Source organism: Chryseobacterium paludis (assembly GCF_025403485.1).
Lineage (GTDB): Bacteria > Bacteroidota > Bacteroidia > Flavobacteriales > Weeksellaceae > Chryseobacterium > Chryseobacterium paludis.
The window spans coordinates 2,296,477-2,316,241 of record NZ_CP099966.1 but is presented as its reverse complement, the minus strand read 5'-3'; the positions used below and the strand labels follow the sequence as shown (position 1 = coordinate 2,316,241).

Below are 19,765 nucleotides of genomic sequence, written 5' to 3'. Positions count from 1 at the left end.
TCTATTAAGACAGTCTTAGATTTTTATAATAAGTTTAAATTAATTCTTGATAAACTTCTGCATGATAGATTTATCTTTTGTGAATAATTTGATGATATAATTTCCTTTTGTAAGTTCAGAAGTATTGACCGAATTATCGGTTACACTTACAGAGCTTAGAATTCTTCCCGCTATATCATAAATCTCAGCCTTTATAATATTCTCTTTTGATTTAATGAATAAAACATCTTTGACAGGGTTCGGATAAATACTGAATTGTATTTTATCATTATTAATTTCCGATGTTCCTAAAGTATTTTGAACAGAAGTTGTAGAAGTATTTGTAATGATAGGTGCATTATAATCAAAATAAATTTTAGCTGTATTGCTGAAACTATCTCCAATAACCAAATTAGATTTTGTTTTGATCTTAAAGGAAACATATCCATCATTATTAGCATCATCAAAAGGAAGCTGAATATTTTCAAATATGAATTCTACAACATTTGGATTAGTGATTCTTGTTACAAAATTATGACTTCCATGAAGAGGTATTAAGCTTGAAATGTCAAATTTCGTGGCATCAATTTCATCTTTTACCACAATATTATGTGCATTAGCTGTACCGGTATTTTCAAACCTAATTAAATAATGAACGTAATCTCCAACTTTGGCCTGAGTAATAGAAGATCCCTCCAAACAAGTTTTATCATTTGGGTCAAAAGAATTAACCACCGTTTGATTTAAAGTAAATGTATTATCTGCCGGTGTATCATCTGTGGCTGCATTCACCTGTGCAGTGTAATGCAATATATCCCCACCATTTAAAGCAGGTGTTTGTGTCGGTGTATTTAATTTAAAAGTTACTATAATTTCTCTGGTCTCGAAAGGTAAAAGATTGGCGAAATTCCATGATAAAATTCCTGTTGATTGCGAATTGGGAGAAATCGTAGAATTTAGATAATTCATCAGATCATCATTATAATTATAAATTAAAGTTCCTGATTGTGTTGTAGTACCTTTATTTTTATATACGATTCTGTATTTTGTATCAAAACCAGGTGCTGCAGCAATAATAGGGATTATAACTACTTCAAGGTCATTATGAGTCCCATTAGCTGTCACACAAAGATTTTGAATTAATGGACTTGCTTGAGTTGGAAAATTTGCGGTAAAACTTGAAGGCGAGATGTTAAAATAGGTTGGATTTTCAAGAACAGGAATTATTGTTTGAAAACCGGCTTGTACAGGGATTGAATAGTTCCCCGAACTATTAGCAAAGGCATTTCCAGTTAATCCACCACCAATTACCTTAAAATGTTGAAGGGCTTTATTATTATCATTGACATCACATCCATTATTATTTGAATCGTACTTTGTATTTCCTTCAATAGTGTAGAAAGGGCCTCCAGGTGTAAATGAACAATAACTGTTAATAACGGTACTACCGTTGTTACTGTATGCATAATTGAAAAGAGCCATTTCCTCATCATCACAACATATATATGTTAGACTTGGATTTGGAAATAAGTAAGTGGAAGAAATAGGTTGAGATGAGCCGTTTTTGAGAAATATTTTTGTAAGATTAGGATTGTTTGTACACTGTAAATAAGATAATAATTTGTTATTAGTAAAATTAAGCTCTGGTAATAAATTATTTGAGCATTCAATAGTTTGCAACTTAGTAAGTAAACTCAAATCTAAATTTGCTAATTGATTATAACTACATAGTAATGAACTAATTTTTGGTGTACTTGAAAGATTAAGACTTGTTAGATGATTGGAAGTGAGATATAAATTTTGGAGATTTGGTAAATTGTTTAAAGTTAAATTTGAAATATTATTTTCTTTACAATCCAAATGACCCAAGTTATTGAGATTGTTTAGAGAAAGAGATGTTAAATTATTTTTTGATAAAGTAATAGATGCAATGTTATTTACATTACCCATGCTTAAGCTTGCTATATGATTATTGGGCAAATTAATACTTAAAAGAGAGATACAACCATCTAAAATAACATTTTGAAATGAATTATTTGTACCGCTTAAAAGCTCAAGACTAGTAAAATTTGCAAGATTTAAATTAGGTAGGCCAGTATTATTGATGGTGAATTTTTCAATCATTGGCGAAGCGCTAAAGTTTATTTGTGATAAAAGAGGTGCATCAGTAATAGTTACCTCTTCCAGATTGGACATATTACTTCCATTTATATTTTGAAGAACTATACCACTTAATTGCACATTTTTAAGGGCAGGACAACCCTGTAAATTTATTGTCTGAAGATTAAGCCCATCTAAGCTCAAAAAAGTTACATTACTATTATTAAGAGATAAGCTTGTATTATTACTAGAAAGCCATACTGTTTCAAGACTGGTACAAGCTGCAATATTTATTACCGATAACTGAGTTGAACCTACACTTAAATAATTCAAAAATGGTAAATTTAAACTTAAAGAAGTTAAATTGTTATCACTAATAGTAAGTACTTTAAGATTTATAAATGCATTAATTCCAGTAACATCCACAATTGAACCTAAATTATTTTCAATCTTAAGCTTGGCTACAACTAATGCTTCTGACACTTGAATTTCTCCATCATCATTTGCATCAATTTTAAAGCCATTTCCTGAAGCATTTACTGCTATTTCATTAGAATTAGTTGAAGATAAGAGTTTTGCTTTAAAATTCGCATCCGGAATATTCACAATCTGCGCATTAAACACAGAAAATAAAATTAAAGAAATAATGATGTAGATTTTTTTCATGCGGTTTATATTATTGCATTAAATTTTTTCGTTAGTTAAAAACGCACAAAAGTAAGCTATTAAGATGTAATCTCAATGGTTTATTTTTTTCCTTTTGTATTAAATTAATTTATTGGTTTTCAATAAGGTTTTCAATTTTTTTATTGTCATAATTTGAATAAAAAAGACTGTCTTATTAGACAGTCTTGGCGCTTTATAAATGAGTTTAAATTAATTCTTGATAAACTTCTGCATGATAGATTTATCTTTTGTGAATAATTTGATGATATAATTTCCTTTCGTAAGTTCAGAAGTATTGATCGAATTATCGGTTACGCTTACAGAACTCAAAATTCTTCCTGTTGCATCATAAATTTCAGCTTTTACAATATTCTCTTTTGATTTAATGAATAAAACATCTTTTACAGGGTTCGGATAAATACTGAATTGAGTTTTATCATTATTACTTTCGATTGTTCCTAAAGTATTTTGAACAGTAGTCGTAGAAGTATTGGTAATGATAGGTGCATTATAATCAAAATAGATTTTAGCTGTATTGCTGAAACTATCCCCAATAACCAAATTGGATTTTGTTTTGATCTTAAATGAAACATATCCATCATTATTGGCATCATCAAAAGGAAGTTGAATATTTTCAAATATAAATTCTACAACATTCGAATTTACTCTTGTTACAAAGTTATGACTTCCATGAAGAGATACTAAGCTTGAAATATCAAATTTCGTAGCATCAATTTCATCTTTTACCACAATATTATGCGCGTTGGCTGTACCCGTATTTTCAAATCTGATAAGATAATGAACGTAATCTCCAACTTTAGCCTGAGTAATAGAAGTTCCTTCAAGACACGTTTTATCATTCGGATCGAGAGAATTAACTACAGTTTGGTTTAAAGTGAATGTATTATCTACCGGTGTATCATCTGTGGCTGCATTAACCTGTGCAGTGTAATGCAATATATCCCCACCATTTAAAGCAGGTATTTGTGTTGGTGTATTTAATTTAAAAGTTACTATAATTTCTTTGGTCTCGAAAGGCAAAAGATTGGTGAAATTCCATGATAGAATTCCCGTTGATTGTGAATTGGGAGCAATCGTAGAATTTAGATAGTTCATCAGATCGTCATTGAAATTATAAATCAAAGTTCCTGATTGTGTTGTAGTACCTTTATTTTTATAAATGATTTTATATTTTGTATCAAAACCGGGTGTTGCAGCAGTAACAGGGATTATAACTACTTCAAGGTCATTATGAGTCCCATTAGCTGTCATGCAAAAGTTTTGAGTTAATGGACTTGCTTGAGCTGGAAAGTTAGCTGTGACGCTTATAGGTGAAATATTAAAATAGGTTGGATTTTCAAGAACAGGTGTTATTGTATGGGAACCTGCTTGTACAGGAATCGAATAATTTCCAGAGTTGTTTGCTATCACACTACCTGAAGTAGTTCCATTAGTAATGTTGAATTTTTGAAAAGCTTTGCTTATATCATTAATATCACATCCGTTATTATTGCCATCATACTTTGTTTTCCCTAAGATTGTGTAAAATGTTCCACCTGGAGTATAGGAACAATATGAGTTTACAACACATGAACTTGTAGATGGTAATAGAGCAACTACATTGGAAATTTCAGAGTCATCTGCACAAATATAAACAAGATTTGGAGTACTGGAGAAAGTTGAATTATAGTTTTGTGTAAAGTTATTGATTCCATTCTTAATAAATAAAGATTGAAGATTAGGATTCATGTCGCAGGCAAAAGATTGTAGACTTGCATTTTGAGATAGATCAATAGTTGTAAAATGATTGTATGTGCAATTTAAAGATTGAAGATTTGGGAAAGCATTAAAATTAAGTGTTGTAAATTGATTACCTGCAATAACTAAAAATTTTAAATTGGGTGTTTGATTTAAAGGCAATGTTTGAAGATGATTTGATGTTAACGATAGGCTGTTGAGATTAATATTATTGTTAAAATATATATTAGAAAGCTGACATTGCGTCATGCTCACTTCGTACAAGTTTGTTAATCCGGACAGATCAATAGAAGGTATATTACTAAAAAAAATGTCAAGATCATATAATTGAGTACAACCTTGAATGTTTACTGATGATAGTACATAACATCTGCTAATATCTAATTTGTGCAATAAAGGACTATTACCTAGATCAATGGTTTGCAATAACGGGAAGTTATCTATAGAAAGGTTTGTAAGATTAGTGAAGCTTTTTATTCCTACTGTTGAAACAATATTATTAAAAAGACTTGAATAGCTTGGCATTTGATCTATATCTAAATCTAATTTACTGATATTAGCAGCCTCGGACAGCTGAATTTCTCCATCATGATTTGTGTCGATGATTGTATTGTTATCATAAAGGTCTTTGGCCATATATGGATAATCAGAGACCAGTAAGCTTTTAAAATTTGCATCAGGAATATTTACAATCTGTGCTTGAAACACAGTAAACATAATCATACCAATGATTAAGTAGATTTTTTTCATGGATTATTATTAGTTTGTTATTTTTTAGTTTATTAGTAGATGAGCAAAAGTAAGCCATTAAGACTATATCTCAATGGCTTATTTGTTAATTATTAGTGAAAACTATAAAATTTTTATTGTTTTTCTATCAAATCCAAAAACTGCTGTTCATCAAGTATTTCAATTGTTCCGATATCCTGAGCTTTTTTTAATTTGCTTCCTGCCTTTTCACCTACAACAAGGAAATTAAGATTTTTAGAAACAGCAGAAATATTTTTTCCACCATGCTTTTCTACCATATCTTCAGCAGATTCTCTTGTGAATAAAGATAGTTTTCCGGTAAAGAGAAATGTTTTTCCATCAAGGACGTTCGATAAAACTTCATTTGTGTTTTCTCCTTTTTCCAGCTGAACTCCATAAGATTTTAGGCGCTCCAACATTAAAATATTTTCAGAATTATTGAAAAAGGCTTCAATACTATAGGCGATTTTTGATCCTATATCTTCAACCTGACAGAGTTCTTCAGCAGTAGCAGCTTTTAAATCATCTATGGTTGCAAAATTTTTAACCAGTTTCTTTGCAACCGTTTCACCAACATGTTTGATACCAATTCCATAAAGAACTTTTTCAAAAGGAATTTCTTTTGATTTCTCAATTCCTGAGATAATATTCTGAGCTGACTTTTCTGCCATTCTTTCCAGGGGTAGAAGCTGTTCCTTCGTTAAAGTATAAAAATCTGCAGGGTTTTCGATCAGTTTTTCTCTATATAATTGTTCAATCGTTTCACTTCCTAAATTTTCTATATTTAAAGCTTTTCTGGAAACATAATGGATCATTCTTCCAACCACCTGTGGTTGACAATGCAGCTCATTCGGGCAGAAATGGATGGCTTGATCCTCCACTTTTATAAGTTCTGTTCCACATTCAGGACAATGTTTGATGTATTCAATTTCTTTGCTTGCGTTGTTTCTTTTGTCTTTGTTGATCCCAACAATTTTAGGAATAATTTCGCCACCCTTTTCTACATAAACAAAGTCATGTTCATGAAGCTCAAGTTTTTTAATGATATCTTCATTATGAAGGGAGGCTCTCTTGACAATCGTTCCGGCTAGTAAAACAGGTTTTAAATTCGCAACCGGAGTAATAGCACCCGTTCTTCCTACCTGATAAGAAACACTTTGTAACTCTGTTTCTACCTTTTCAGCTTTAAATTTATAAGCCATGGCCCAACGAGGTGATTTTGCAGTATATCCAAGCTGTCTTTGCTGTTGTAAAGAATTAACTTTTAATACAATTCCATCGATTTCAAATGGTAAGTTATGTCGCTCTGTGTCCCAGAAAGTGATAAAATCTTTTACCTCATCTAACGTTTTACAAAGCTTTGCCTGTTGAGATGTTTTAAAACCCCAGGTCTGGGCTTTTTGAAGCAATTCCCAATGCGTTTCTGCTGGGACTTCTTCAGAAATATATTGATATAATACAGATGAAAGTCCACGCTTTCTAACTTCAGCACTGTCCTGCATCTTTAGACTTCCGCTTGCGGTATTTCTTGGATTCATGAAAGGATCCAGACCTTCTTCCTCACGGAGTTTATTGATTTTGTCGAAATTTTTTCTGGTCAGATATATCTCACCACGCATAAAAAAACGATAAGGAAAATCACCTTTCAAGGTTAATGGAATATCTGAAATGGTACGTACGTTAGCTGTGATTTCATCTCCCTGAAATCCATCCCCACGGGTAACCCCTTGTATCAACTTCCCATTTTCATAAAGGATAGAAATGGAAGCTCCATCATATTTTAGTTCAGCAACAAACTCTACCGGATCATCAATGGTTTTAATAATACGCTTTTCCCAATCTTCAAGATCATCAAAGTCATAAGAATTATCTAGAGAATACATTCTGAATTGATGCAGAATGGTTGGGAAATTTTTGGTTATCCCACCACCAACACGCATACTGGGAGAATTCACATCGTGAAATTCAGGATGTTTTGCCTCAAGATCCTGAAGCTCCTTTAGTAACAGATCAAATTCTAAATCTGAAATGGTAGGTTCATCCAGTAAATAATAATTTTCATTATGCTGATGAAGCTCTTTACGAAGCTGCTCTATCTTTTGTTGAATGTTTTCGGACATTGCGATTCTTTCTTTTGAGCAAAAATAACTAAAACAAATATCATTTAGAAAATAAGACAATTAAATAATCACAGAAAATTAAGATTTTGTAATGTGGTATAAGTGGTTGATAATGTAATTGATAAATGTTTTATTAGTAATTATTTAACATATGGTTATAATTTAATTAAAAAAATGTTAAAGCTTTCGTAAACACTTAGCCACATCAGACCCAATACCTTTGCCCCAGCTAATTTGAAAAGATGAGAAAAGTAAAGATTGTATTAGGATTGTTGTTTTTAAGCTTTGGAACACTGGCTTATGCACAGACAACGCAGGCCTCTATTATCGGAAAAATCACCGGAACTAACACCCAGGAAAAAGTGAAGGTAACCATTGTGAATGAGTCAACGGGTTTTAGAACAGAAACGGAGACGAATTCAAAAGGGGAGTATATCTTCAAGGAGATTCCACTTGGTGGACCTTATACGGTTATTGTAAATGATGAAAAAAGAGAAGGTTACAATGTCAATTTTGGAGATCAGGTTACTGTAGATGTCAATCTTGGAAGTAATGAAAAGGTGATTGAAACAGTAGTTGTAACAGGAAATCTGAAAAATAAAATTGGAAACCTTGGGGCAACTACAGCTATTTCTGCTAAAAACATCGGAATTCTACCAGTAAATGGAAGAAACTTCACCAGTCTTAGTGATTTATCTCCTTTAAGTGGTAAAAACGGAAGTATTTCAGGTCAGTTAGGATCTTCTACTAACTTTACTATTGACGGAATGACAGCAAAAAATCCAACTTCTGCAGGTTCTACGACAAGTCGAAGTGGTGCTCCGTTTTCTATTTCAATAGAGGCGGTTCGTGAATTTAAAATCACAACCAATCAATATGATGTTACCTTAGGAAGAAGTGGGGGGGGAACAGTAAGTGCTGTAACAAAGTCCGGAACCAATAAATTTTCAGGAAGTGCCTGGGAATATTTAAGAACAAATTGGCTTTCCAGTAAGTATGATATCAGAGGGAACAAGATTAATAATGATTTCTCGACTTCTCAGTTTGGTTTCTCATTGGGAGGCCCAATTATCAAAAATAAATTACACTTTTTTGTGGCTTGGGATCATCAGTTAGATTCAAGACCTTTGCAGATTGCAGATATTAAATCGCATGATGATGAATTGAGATTAAATACAACAACGGCTACTTTAAATAAATTCTTAGATATTGCAAGAGCTAAATACGGAGTTGGAAATACCCCTCAGTTTGGAAGTTTTGACAAAGTAAGAAATTCTGATGCAGCATTTTTACGTTTAGACTGGCAGATCAATCCTAATAACTTATTAACATTAAGAAACAACTTTACGTACGATTTAAATAAAAACGGATTAGGAGACAATACGTCAATTAATGCATTTGAATCTTATGGAAATGATAAGAACTTAGATAACAGTTTATTATTGACTTTAAGATCCAACTTAAAGCCTAATATGACGAACGAATTAAAAGCCCAGTATTTATTCACATCACAAGATAGTTATCAGAATGACGAATTGGGACATGCTGTTCCCAGAGCGATCGTTGAGAACGTTGTTTCAAGTATAGACGGAAAAGATAAAGCGACAAATATCCAGATTGGAGGTCACCGTTTTGGACAGGAAAGTTTTAGAAATAATGTTTTCCAGATTGTTGATAATTTATATTACAATACAGATAAAATTAAATATACTTTCGGAGCAGATTTAATGTATACAATGGCAAAATCTATATACGGAAGTGAGGTGAACGGAAGATTCCATTTCAGGGAAAATCCTACAGTGAATGGGGGAGATAATCTATATAATTTCAACAATCTTATTGCGTACAGATATTACAGAGAAGTTCCTTTGATGGATGATCCTTCTGTGAAATCGAATATTTACAATTTAGGTGTATACGGTCAGATTCAAACTAAGATCGCTAAAGGTCTTGATTTAATGGCTGGTTTAAGACTAGATTACGGAGGTTATCCAAAGGCAGAATTGAATCAAAAATTATTTGATGAGATGGGTATCAGAACCGATAACCAAATCAAGTCATTTATTATTCAACCAAGATTTCAGTTTGATTGGAATATTAATGAAGGAAATAAAGATTTCGTGAAATTCGGAGCTGGTATTTTCTCTTCAGATATCAACAATTATATGATTATCAATAATTTGGTATTCGATGGAAGACACTTAGCAACAGTAGATGTTAATCCTTCACAAATTGGTTTGACTCCTGATTTTAATAGTTACAGAAATGATTACGGAACGGTTCCTTCATTGCCTCAAAATCAGCTTCCAACAATTAACTATACAGGAGAAGACGCAAAAATTCCTATCGTTTACAAGGCAAATATCTCTTATACCCACTTCTTTAATGAAAGGTTTAGAGCTGGAATTGCAGGATATATGGCTTTGGGAAGAAATAATTATTTCTATTATGACCGAAATATGGTTTCTAATCCTTTTTTCACATTGAATAATGAAGGCGGGAGAGGAGTATATGTTCCGGCAGCTACAATCGGCGCAAACGGCGCAATGAACTGGAAAGAAGGAACAATTAACAAAAAATTTGGAAGAGTGCTTGAGCTTGTAAGTGATGGAAAGGTTAATCAGTTCTCTTTCGTAGCAGATACAAGTTACCGCTATTGGAAAGATGGAGAAATTACAGCGAGTTATACTTGGGCAGATATTAAAGACAACACTTCTTACAACGGAAACGTAGCAAACTCTGCGACTTTATCTACTTTGGTTTCAGGTGATCCAAGAAATTTAAGAATGTCATATTCTGATAATCAATTTAGAAATAAAGTAGTAATTTATGGTAACTCACCTACGATTGCTGGCTTTACTTTGGGGATCCGATATGTGGGAATGGGAGGTACACGTTTCTCAGTAACTGCTGGAGGAAATGTAAATGGGGATTTCGTTGATAGCAATGATTTAGCGTATATTTTCCCAAATCTTACACAGACGTTGATTGAGAGTCCTGAAGTTGGAAAAGCGCTAAAAGATTATATCACAGATTACAATAATAAAATTGCTGAAAGAAATGGTGGAAAGAACGGATTCTACGGAGTTTGGGATGTTCGTGTAGCAAAAAAGATCAAGTTTGAAAAAATAGGAGCCTTCGAACTTTCTGTTGATATCTTTAACGTAGCAAACTTACTTAACAAAGAATGGGGAATTAATAAATCCTATGGTAACATGTCTCTTTACAGAATTACAGGATTCGATCAGGCTACGAAGCAGCTTACGTATAGTTTAAATACCAGTGGTTTAGAGCCTTTATCAGGGAATCCTTACCAAATTCAGATTGGAGCAAAATATAGTTTCTAAAAATTTAATATTACCTTTATGTCAAAGTCTTAAACTTTGACATTTTTAATTATCTGATTATATTATGAAAAAAATTATCTTAGGGTTAGCAGTTTTAAGTACAGTTGTAATGAATGCACAAACCCAGATTATCGCACACAGAGGCTATTGGCAATCACAACCGCCAACAACGGAAAATTCATTGAAGTCATTGGAAAATGCTCAGAAGTTAAAAATTTACGGAGCTGAGTTCGATGTAAGGATGACTAAAGATGGTATTCTCGTGGTTAATCACGATGAACATCATGCAAAAATGGAAATTTCTGATACGGATTTCAAGGAATTGGAGAAGGAGAAACTATCAAATGGTGAGAATTTTCCTACATTGAAAGATTATCTAAAGCAGGGAAAGAAAGATAAATCACTTAAATTGATCGTTGAGATCAAACCTGATAAGACCAAGGAAAAAGAAGATGAATTGGTTCAAAAGACTGTTAAGATGATCAAGGACATGAAGTTGGAATCTCAGAGTGAATTTATTTCTTTCAGTTTAAATATCTGTAAAGAGATTAAGAAAGCTGAACCAAAATTCAAAGTTCAATATCTGAATGGAGAGTTATCACCTGAGCAGATCAAAAATGAAGGATTAGACGGGATAGATTATCATTACAGTGTTTTTGATAAAAATCCAACCTGGATATCTGAAGCAAAAGCATTGGGATTAATTACGAACTCCTGGACAGTAAATGATGTTGCTGTATATGACAAATTAAAAGGCCAGGGAATTGGGTTTATTACAACAAACATTCCTGATCAACTGAAAAATAAATAATGATCTAAAGGTTTATTTTAAACTTAAAAATCTTAGGCTTGCCTCTTTTAAAGGGTAAGCCTTTTTTATATACCCGTATTAATTATCTGAAATTCAATATTTTAATGGTGTAATTTTATTTTATCAGAAAAAGACAATAAAGATAGGGATATGAGTTATGCTATCCATATTAAAAATACGTAATTAAGTTATTGTGTTGGTAACCAACGTTGTGTGACTTTCTGTTGATAATTAGTTCATATTTGGTTTAATATTTTTTTAATAAATGTTAAAACCTTGTTAAGGTCTTGCTGGTAATGTCGCTTTAATTTTGCGCAAACAAAAAAGGATATGCGTAAAGAGACACAGAAACTATTGGTTTTATCGTTGTTGGGATTAGTTAGCGTCAACCTAACAGCTCAGCAGAAAGCTAAAAAGGATACCATAAAAAATATTGATGAAGTTGTGGTAACTGCTTTAGGTATAAAAAGACAGGATAAATCTTTAGGTTATGTTGCCGAAACCATTAAATCTGAGGAGATTTTAAGAACTCAGAATAATAACTGGGCTCAGTCTTTAGAAGGTAAAGTAGCGGGTTTAAAAATACAAACAGCAGGAGCAGGACCTTTAGGAAGTTCATTGATCAAATTACGAGGAGATATCTCCATGAATATGGATCAGAACAATGCCCTTATTGTAGTGGATGGTGTTCCTTTAAACGGATCAACAACAGGAACCGGGTTTTCTGCTTATGGAGCAGGTGCTAAAGCCGATCTACCAATCGATTATGGAAATGGGGTCAACAGTATTAATCCCGATGATATTGAAACAGTAACAATTCTGAAAGGCTCTACCGCCGCTGCTTTATATGGTTCAAGAGGAGCAGGTGGAGCAGTTATGATTACCACAAAATCCGGGAAAACTAAAAAAGGAAAAATACAGATTACATTAAATTCGTATTCCAGCTATGATAGTGTATTAAAATGGCCGGATTATCAATACGAATATGGACAGGGTACCATGCAGAAGGATACCAACGGGAATTATTTCTATTCTTATGGAGCTTCACCGGACGGAGTAAGTACAGGAGGTACAAGTAGTGCTTTTGGGCCAAAATTCGATGGCCAGTCCTATTTTCAATATGATCCCACTGTAGAAGGTCAAAGCTTAACAAGACAATTGTGGAGGCCTTATAAAGATAATATCAAAGGCTTCTGGGAGACCGGGACAACATTTTCAAATAACATTGCCCTGGAAACCTCCAACGAAAATACTTCTTTCAGAACTTCATTAACGTATCTGAAAAATGAATGGATGATGCCTAATACTGGTTTTGACAGGTTCAATGCAGCACTATCCTTTGATCATAAATTAAATGAAAAATTAAAAGTTGGGGTTAAGTTTACTTTTAATAAAACAAAAAGTGATAATCTACCCGCCACAGGATATAGCAACCAGTCTATTTCTTATTTCATGATCTTCCAGAATCCTAATGTGGATCTGGCTTGGTATCAACCGATCTGGAAAAAGGATAAATACCAGGTGGATCAGATCCATCCTTTTAGTTCATATATCGATAACCCTTATATGATCGCTTATGAAATGCTAAATGGTGTTGATAAGAATTTTATCACCGGAAATGTCAATCTGAATTATAAGATTACCAAGAATTTCGAAGTAATGTTAAGATCCGGTCTTGAACTAACCAATGAGGAACGTACTCAGAAGAGACCATGGAGCTCTGCCAACTATTTACAAGGGATGTACAGAGAGCAGCATATTAAACAAACAGATTTAAATAACGATTTATTATTTACTTATAAAACTACTTTTAACGATTTTGATATTACGGCATCGGCAGGGGGAAGCATTAGATATTCAGAATACACGATGTATGATTATCTGGCTGATGGCTTACTAAAGCCGGGGATTTATACTCTTGCAAATGGGATAGCGCCATCATTTAAATTTGCTACACCAAGTGATAAGCAGGTTAACAGTACCTATGGATTGATTACTTTAGGATATCAAAATAAAATGTTCCTGGATCTTACCGCAAGAAATGACTGGAGCAGTACTCTTCCAAAAGAAAACCGTTCTTATTTTTATCCTTCTGCGGGAGTCTCATTTATTCTTTCCGATATTTTTAAGCTGACATCTAATCAATTCAATTATTGGAAGCTCAGAACATCATGGTCCAGAGTAGGAAACGATACCAACCCGTATTTATTAGTGAAATACTACAATAACAGCATTTTTGCCGGATCAGTAGAATCACCATCGCTTTTTCAGAATCCAAATTTAAGACCTGAAATGCTTACAAATATTGAGGCCGGAATGGATTTTAGTATTCTTAAAAACAGGATCAGCTATTCTATTACTGCATATCAAAACAATTCTAAAGATCAGATCGTAAAGATTCCGGCATTATGGGAAACAGGATATAGCCTCAGAGTTATTAATGCAGGTGAAATAAGAAACCGAGGTCTTGAAATGACCTTAAATACTTTTCCAGTTAAGAATAAGAATTTCTCATGGAGTGTAAATGCCAACTGGTCGATGAACAGAAATAAAATACTATCTCTTCCATCTGAATTTCAAGGGGAACCTTACACTATGGGAAGCGTAGGTGGAGTGGTGTATTATAATGCAGTTGTAGGCGGTTCTTTGGGTGACATGTATGGATATGGATTAATGTACTCTCCGGATGGGCAGGTGGTTTATGGAGCTGATGGCCTAACTGCAAAACCAACTCAGATGAAGAAAATTGGTAATGCATATCCTAAATGGAGAGCAGGGCTCCAAAATGAATTCAGATATAAAAATTTCACCGTAAGTTTTTCATTTGACGGACAGTATAAAGGTATAGCTTATTCACAGTCTCATCATAAAATGACAGAGCAAGGAAAATTGGAACATACTTTAATAGGAAGAGATAACCCGAATGGATTAATTGTTGGCGAAGGTGTTGTACAAAATCCAGATGGTTCTTATTCCCCTAATACCAAAGGGGTAGCTGTTTCCTCTTATTATGCGGATTATTATAGAAGAGCTAATGTTGAAACCAACTCATTTGATACCTCCTTTATAAAGCTTAGAGATGCCCGGATCTCCTATTCTTTTCCAAAAAGCGTTACAGAGAAGTTAAAATTAACAGATCTGACCTTAGCATTATTTGGCAGGAATCTTTGGATGTGGACAAAATTCCCTCTGTTTGATCCTGAAGCAGCAACGCTTAATGACAATCAGATTACTTCAGGTGTGGAAATGGGACAATTGCCTACAGCGAGAACAGTTGGAATTCAACTTAATGTTAAATTTTAAAATTTGAAATCATGAAAAAATTACTATTAAATATCATATTAATCTCAAGTTTAGGTCTTACTGCTATTTCTTGTGACAGAAGTTTGGATGAGGTAAATATTGATGACAGCAGAATTACTGATCCCGTTGCCTCAAAACTATTGATTCCAATCCAATATAATATGGCCTCGGTCAATTATATGAGAGCAAACGATTTTACATTTGACATCATGCAGGTTTCTCTTGATTTTCCTAATGAAGGAAATTCTCTCAGTCGGTATTATTTAACAGAAAATACAGGGGCGGGATTTTGGAATAATTCTTATAAATGGCTGAAACAGGTTTCAGATATGAAACTCGCTGCTATAAAAGATGGAGATAAAAATTATCAGGCGATTGCCATGGTAATGAACGCATGGATTTATTCTAATCTTACAGATACTTACGGAGATATCCCATTTACAGAGGCTTCAAGATTGGACGACGGTATTTCTCAACCGAAATTTGACAGACAAAAAGATATCTACGTTCAGATGCTGAATGACTTAAAAGAAGCAAATTCACTTTTTATTACAAACAAAGTTCTTATAGGAAGCGACCTTTTCTATAAAGCTGAGACTGATCCTAATGGAATTCTAAACTGGAAAAAGTTTTGTAATTCTCTTTCTTTACGTTTATTGACGAGAATTTTAAAGAAAAATGGGGAGGTAAATGTTCATGAGCGAATTCAGGAAATCGTTAATGATCCTACCACTTTTCCTCTTTTCCAAAATAATAATGAAACAGCTAAGCTTGATATTACGGGAGTATCACCCATGTTGCCTCCCATTGCAAGACCTCAGGATTTTACAACAGGAAGAGCGGCTTCAGAGTTTTTTGTTGAAGTTTTAAAAGCAAATAACGATCCTCGTTTGGCATTGTTTTTTTCTCAGGCTAAAGATCTAGCAACTAGTCAGAATATTGGATATAAAGGAGCTCCTTCAGGATATGCCTTTGGAACTTCATTTAATTATCAGCCATCGAATATGAACCAAAACCTGGCGAAAGCACCTTTAAAGATTCTTATCTATCCATATGCTGAGTTGCAGTTTACGCTTTGTGAGCTTGCAAACAGAGGGATAATTCAAGGGAATGCCCAGGCTTATTATGAAAATGGAGTGAAGGCAGCAATAGAACAATGGGGTGCTGTAATGCCTGCTAATTATTTTGCAAATCCGAATGTAGCATACAGTGGGAATATTGACCAGATTATGCTTCAGAAATATATAGCTCTTTTCTTTGTAGATCAGCAACAATGGTTTGAAAAAAGAAGAACAGGATTTCCGGTACTTCCAAATAATGGTGGACTCTTAAACAATGGGAATCTTCCACAAAGATTGATGTATCCACCAAATCCAAAGGTTTTAAATACAACCAACTATCAGAATGCAGTTCAGCAGATGGGTGGAGATGATATCAACATTAAAACCTGGTGGAATAAATAAGAACAACTTATCATATAAAATAAATCATACTATGAATATAAAACTCTTAATGCCTTGTCTGCTAATCTCTGCAATGGCGTTCTCACAAACGTCAGTATCCGGTTATGTATACGAGGACGGAAATAAAAACCAGAAAAAAGAAAGTCGCGAAAAAGGAATTGAGGGAGTTGCTGTTTCTAATGGTGCTCAGGTTGTTTTGACTGACAAAAATGGAAGATACAGTTTGCCTGTTGTTGAAAATCAAACAGTATTTGTAATCAAACCTTCAGGGTATATGACGCCAATAAATGGGAATAATTTACCTCAGTATTATTATCAATATAAACCAAAAGGTTCACCGGCAGATTTTAAATATAAGGGAACAGCACCTACAGGGGAACTTCCAAAAGAGCTGAATTTCCCACTGAACAAACAGTCAGAAAATAAAAATTTTGACATTTTAGTTTTTGGAGATCCTCAGCCTTATACAGAGAAAGAACTGGATTATTTTAAAAGAGGAATTGTAAATGAGGTTAAGAATACCAAAAAAAATGCTGTTCTAGGAATAAGCTTAGGAGATTTGGTAGGGGATAATTTGAGCCTTCAAAAACCTTACGCTGATGTCATGAAAGAAGTTGGATTGCCTTGGTACAATGTGATGGGGAATCATGATATGAATTATGATGCTAAAGAAGATCAGTTTTCAGATGAAACGTTTGAGTCCAATTTCGGACCCGCTAATTATTCTTTCAATTATGGAAATGTACACTTTATAATTTTAGATGATATTTTATATCCTGATCCCAGAGATGGCAAAGGCTATTGGGGAGGTTTTCGTAATGATCAGTTACAATTTATTGAAAATGACCTGAAAGTAGTTGATAAAAATAAACTCATTGTTATTTCTTTCCATATTCCTTTAGAGCACAATAACGAAGATAACTTCAGAAATGCAGATCGTCAGAAATTGTTTGATTTTTTAAATCCTTTTCCAAATGCTCTTCTTTTATCGGCACATACACACATCCAACAGCAAATTTTTTATGGAAAAAAAGCGGGCTGGAATGGAGAAAAGGACCTGCATGAATATAATGTAGGAACAACTTGTGGTGACTGGTATTCGGGAACCCCTGATGAAGCAGGATTACCAACTTCTACCATGAGAGACGGAACTGCAAAGGGATATTCATTTATCAGTTTTACAGATAATCAATATAAAGTTAAATACAAGACCGCCGGAAAACCTGATGATTACCAAATCAAATTGTATGTTCCGAAAGTAATTCCATATCCATCAAAAACTTCTGCTAAAATTCTTGCCAACTTCTTCATGGGAAGTAAAAAAGATAAAGTAGAATATAGAATTGATAATAGTGATTGGAAAGATATGGAGTACGATGAAACAATTGACCCTAATTTTGCCCTATCCGTTTTCAAATGGGATACTACGGATAAACTTTTCCCTGGAAGAAGACCTTCAAACCCTGAAATGGCAAAACACATTTGGATTGGTGGATTTACAAATAAATTAACGCAAGGAAAACACAAGGTTGAAGTGAAAGCAACAGATATGTATGGAAATCAGTTTTCCGCTTCAGAAGAATTCGAGGTTACAGAACCTACTCTTATTCCTTAGTTTTTTCATTTTACTATACTTTCAAAAAACCGGCTTTATCAAAGTCGGTTTTACTTTTTAATCAATTCAAAAATGAGATTGAGGGATTTTTACAGCTTACGAATCAATATTTTTCAGAAGAACTGTGTCATTGCTGAAAAAACATTTGTGTTGATCATTGTCTAAACAAAATTTGCTTTCGTAAATTTGCTTTACGAAAAAGTACTAGTATGAATATAAAAGGAAAAAATGCCATTGTAACAGGTGGTGGAAGAGGTTTAGGTAAAGCAGTTGCTTTAGCGTTGGCTAATGAAGGTGTGAATGTTGCAATTACCGGAAGAAATGAAACAAATCTGAAAGCTACTGTTGAAGAGATTAAAAATATTGGGGTAAATGCTGCTTATACTATTTTTAGTGTTGATGACGAATCAGCAGTAAAGGAAGGAATTGAATCTTTAGCAAAAGAACTTGGCGGTGTAGATATTCTAGTCAATAATGCTGGAATCGGAGACTTTGGAACGATTGAAGAAATGCCTTCAGAAACCTGGGAACAGGTTATTAAAACCAATCTTTTCGGAGTGTATTATGCTGCAAAAGCGGTGTATCCATTTTTAAAAGAAAAAGGAGAAGGCGATATTGTAAACGTTGCTTCTACAGCAGGTTTAAAAGGTGGAGGAAATATGTCTGCTTATGCAGCTTCTAAGGCTGCCGTGATCTCTTTATCACAATCGATGATGGCGGAATGGAGAAAACAAAATATTCGTGTAATTACTTTAACACCAAGTACCATTGCTTCGGATATGAGTATTCAGGGAGGATTAACAGATGGAAACCCTGAAACTGTACTTCAGCCAGAAGATTTTGCAGAATGGGTAAGAGATATTTTGAAAATGAACAGAAGGGCATTAATTGCGAATGGTTCTATATTTTCAACAAATCCTTAAGACTGGGAACAGGTATCAGATATATTTTAAATGATTTATTTTATATCAATAGAAGCGGGTTTTAGCCCGCTTTTCTTTATTTTTGTACCAAATTGATCACATGCAAAATTATTTAGAATTCAACTTCAAAATTTCTCCGCTTCAACCTTGGAATGAAATATTAATGGCAGAGCTTATAGAAATAGGTTTCGACAGTTTCACAGAAGAATTGGAGGGGATTTTAGGATATATCCAGAAAGATTTATTTAATGAAGATGAACTTAAAGCATTACCGCTTTTCGAAAATGAAAATGTAAAAATAGAATATACTTTCCAGGAAATGCCGAACATCAACTGGAATGAGGAATGGGAAAAGAATTTCTCTCCGATCAACATTGATGATAAAGTTTTGATCAGAGCGGAGTTTCATGATTCTGTAGCAGGAATGCATGAGATTATCATTCAGCCTAAAATGTCTTTCGGAACAGGACATCACCCAACTACCCATTTAATGATCCAACAGATGATGGATATTGATTTTAATGGTAAAAAAGTTTTAGACATGGGATGTGGAACTTCCGTATTAGCTATTTATGCAAAACAACAAGGCGCTGGTGAAGTGAAAGCAATCGATATTGATGAGTGGTCAGTTGAAAATTCTAAAGAAAATTCTGAAAGAAATGGGGTAGTTCTTGATATTGAACAGGGAACTGCAGAGAACTTAGGAAAAGAGAATTTCGATATTATTTTAGCCAATATCAACCGTAATATTCTTATTTCAGATATTCCTACGTATGTTTCTGTTTTAAATGATGGCGGAAATTTATTGTTGTCAGGACTGTGTTTCTTTGATGTAGATGATATTCTGGAAGTATGCAAGGAAAATAACCTTGAATTGAAAAAACAGTTACAAAGAGAGGAATGGGTAAGCTTATTGCTTGAAAAATAAGA

Annotated in this window: 10 protein-coding genes; 7 read left to right on the top strand and 3 right to left on the bottom strand. The window is 33.6% G+C overall.

The features are described from left to right. Positions 1 to 39: 39 nt before the first annotated feature. The 3 genes from NG806_RS10310 to ligA form a co-directional block, all read right to left on the bottom strand. Positions 40 to 2,745 carry a DUF7619 domain-containing protein gene (locus NG806_RS10310; RefSeq protein WP_261512964.1) on the bottom strand — a complete coding sequence of 902 codons (2,706 nt, stop codon included), beginning with the start codon at positions 2,743 to 2,745 and terminating at the stop codon, positions 40 to 42. Between the two features lie 210 nt (positions 2,746 to 2,955). Continuing rightward, a complete protein-coding gene (locus NG806_RS10305; protein ID WP_261512963.1) occupies positions 2,956 to 5,253 on the bottom strand; it encodes a T9SS type A sorting domain-containing protein in 2,298 nt (765 codons plus the stop codon). Positions 5,254 to 5,366: 113 nt separating this feature from the next. Further along, positions 5,367 to 7,373, bottom strand: a complete 2,007-nt coding sequence (gene ligA, locus NG806_RS10300) for an NAD-dependent DNA ligase LigA (RefSeq protein ID WP_261512962.1) — start codon at positions 7,371 to 7,373, stop codon at positions 5,367 to 5,369. 242 nt (positions 7,374 to 7,615) lie between these two features. Here ligA and NG806_RS10295 point away from each other — a divergent pair, with 242 nt between their 5' ends. The 7 genes from NG806_RS10295 (at position 7,616) to prmA (ending at position 19,763) form a co-directional block, all read left to right on the top strand. After that, positions 7,616 to 10,720 (top strand): TonB-dependent receptor, encoded by a 3,105-nt coding sequence (locus tag NG806_RS10295; protein ID WP_261512960.1) that lies wholly within the window; start codon positions 7,616 to 7,618, stop codon positions 10,718 to 10,720. Positions 10,721 to 10,784: 64 nt separating this feature from the next. Further along, entirely contained in the window at positions 10,785 to 11,531 is a 747-nt protein-coding gene (locus tag NG806_RS10290) for a glycerophosphodiester phosphodiesterase family protein (RefSeq protein ID WP_214833561.1), read from the top strand. Positions 11,532 to 11,861: 330 nt separating this feature from the next. Beyond that, positions 11,862 to 14,834: a SusC/RagA family TonB-linked outer membrane protein gene (locus NG806_RS10285; protein ID WP_214833558.1), complete on the top strand. Its 2,973-nt coding sequence runs from the start codon at positions 11,862 to 11,864 to the stop codon at positions 14,832 to 14,834. Between the two features lie 11 nt (positions 14,835 to 14,845). After that, positions 14,846 to 16,297 (top strand): SusD/RagB family nutrient-binding outer membrane lipoprotein, encoded by a 1,452-nt coding sequence (locus NG806_RS10280; protein ID WP_261512959.1) that lies wholly within the window; start codon positions 14,846 to 14,848, stop codon positions 16,295 to 16,297. A 31-nt stretch (positions 16,298 to 16,328) separates the two neighbouring features. Then, complete coding sequence (locus NG806_RS10275; protein WP_261512958.1) at positions 16,329 to 17,912, top strand: calcineurin-like phosphoesterase C-terminal domain-containing protein; 1,584 nt, start codon at positions 16,329 to 16,331, stop codon at positions 17,910 to 17,912. Positions 17,913 to 18,121: 209 nt separating this feature from the next. Further along, entirely contained in the window at positions 18,122 to 18,835 is a 714-nt protein-coding gene (locus NG806_RS10270; RefSeq protein ID WP_261512956.1) for a 3-ketoacyl-ACP reductase, read from the top strand. A gap of 100 nt (positions 18,836 to 18,935) precedes the next feature. After that, positions 18,936 to 19,763 carry a 50S ribosomal protein L11 methyltransferase gene (prmA, locus tag NG806_RS10265; RefSeq protein WP_214833549.1) on the top strand — a complete coding sequence of 276 codons (828 nt, stop codon included), beginning with the start codon at positions 18,936 to 18,938 and terminating at the stop codon, positions 19,761 to 19,763. Positions 19,764 to 19,765: the final 2 nt, after the last annotated feature.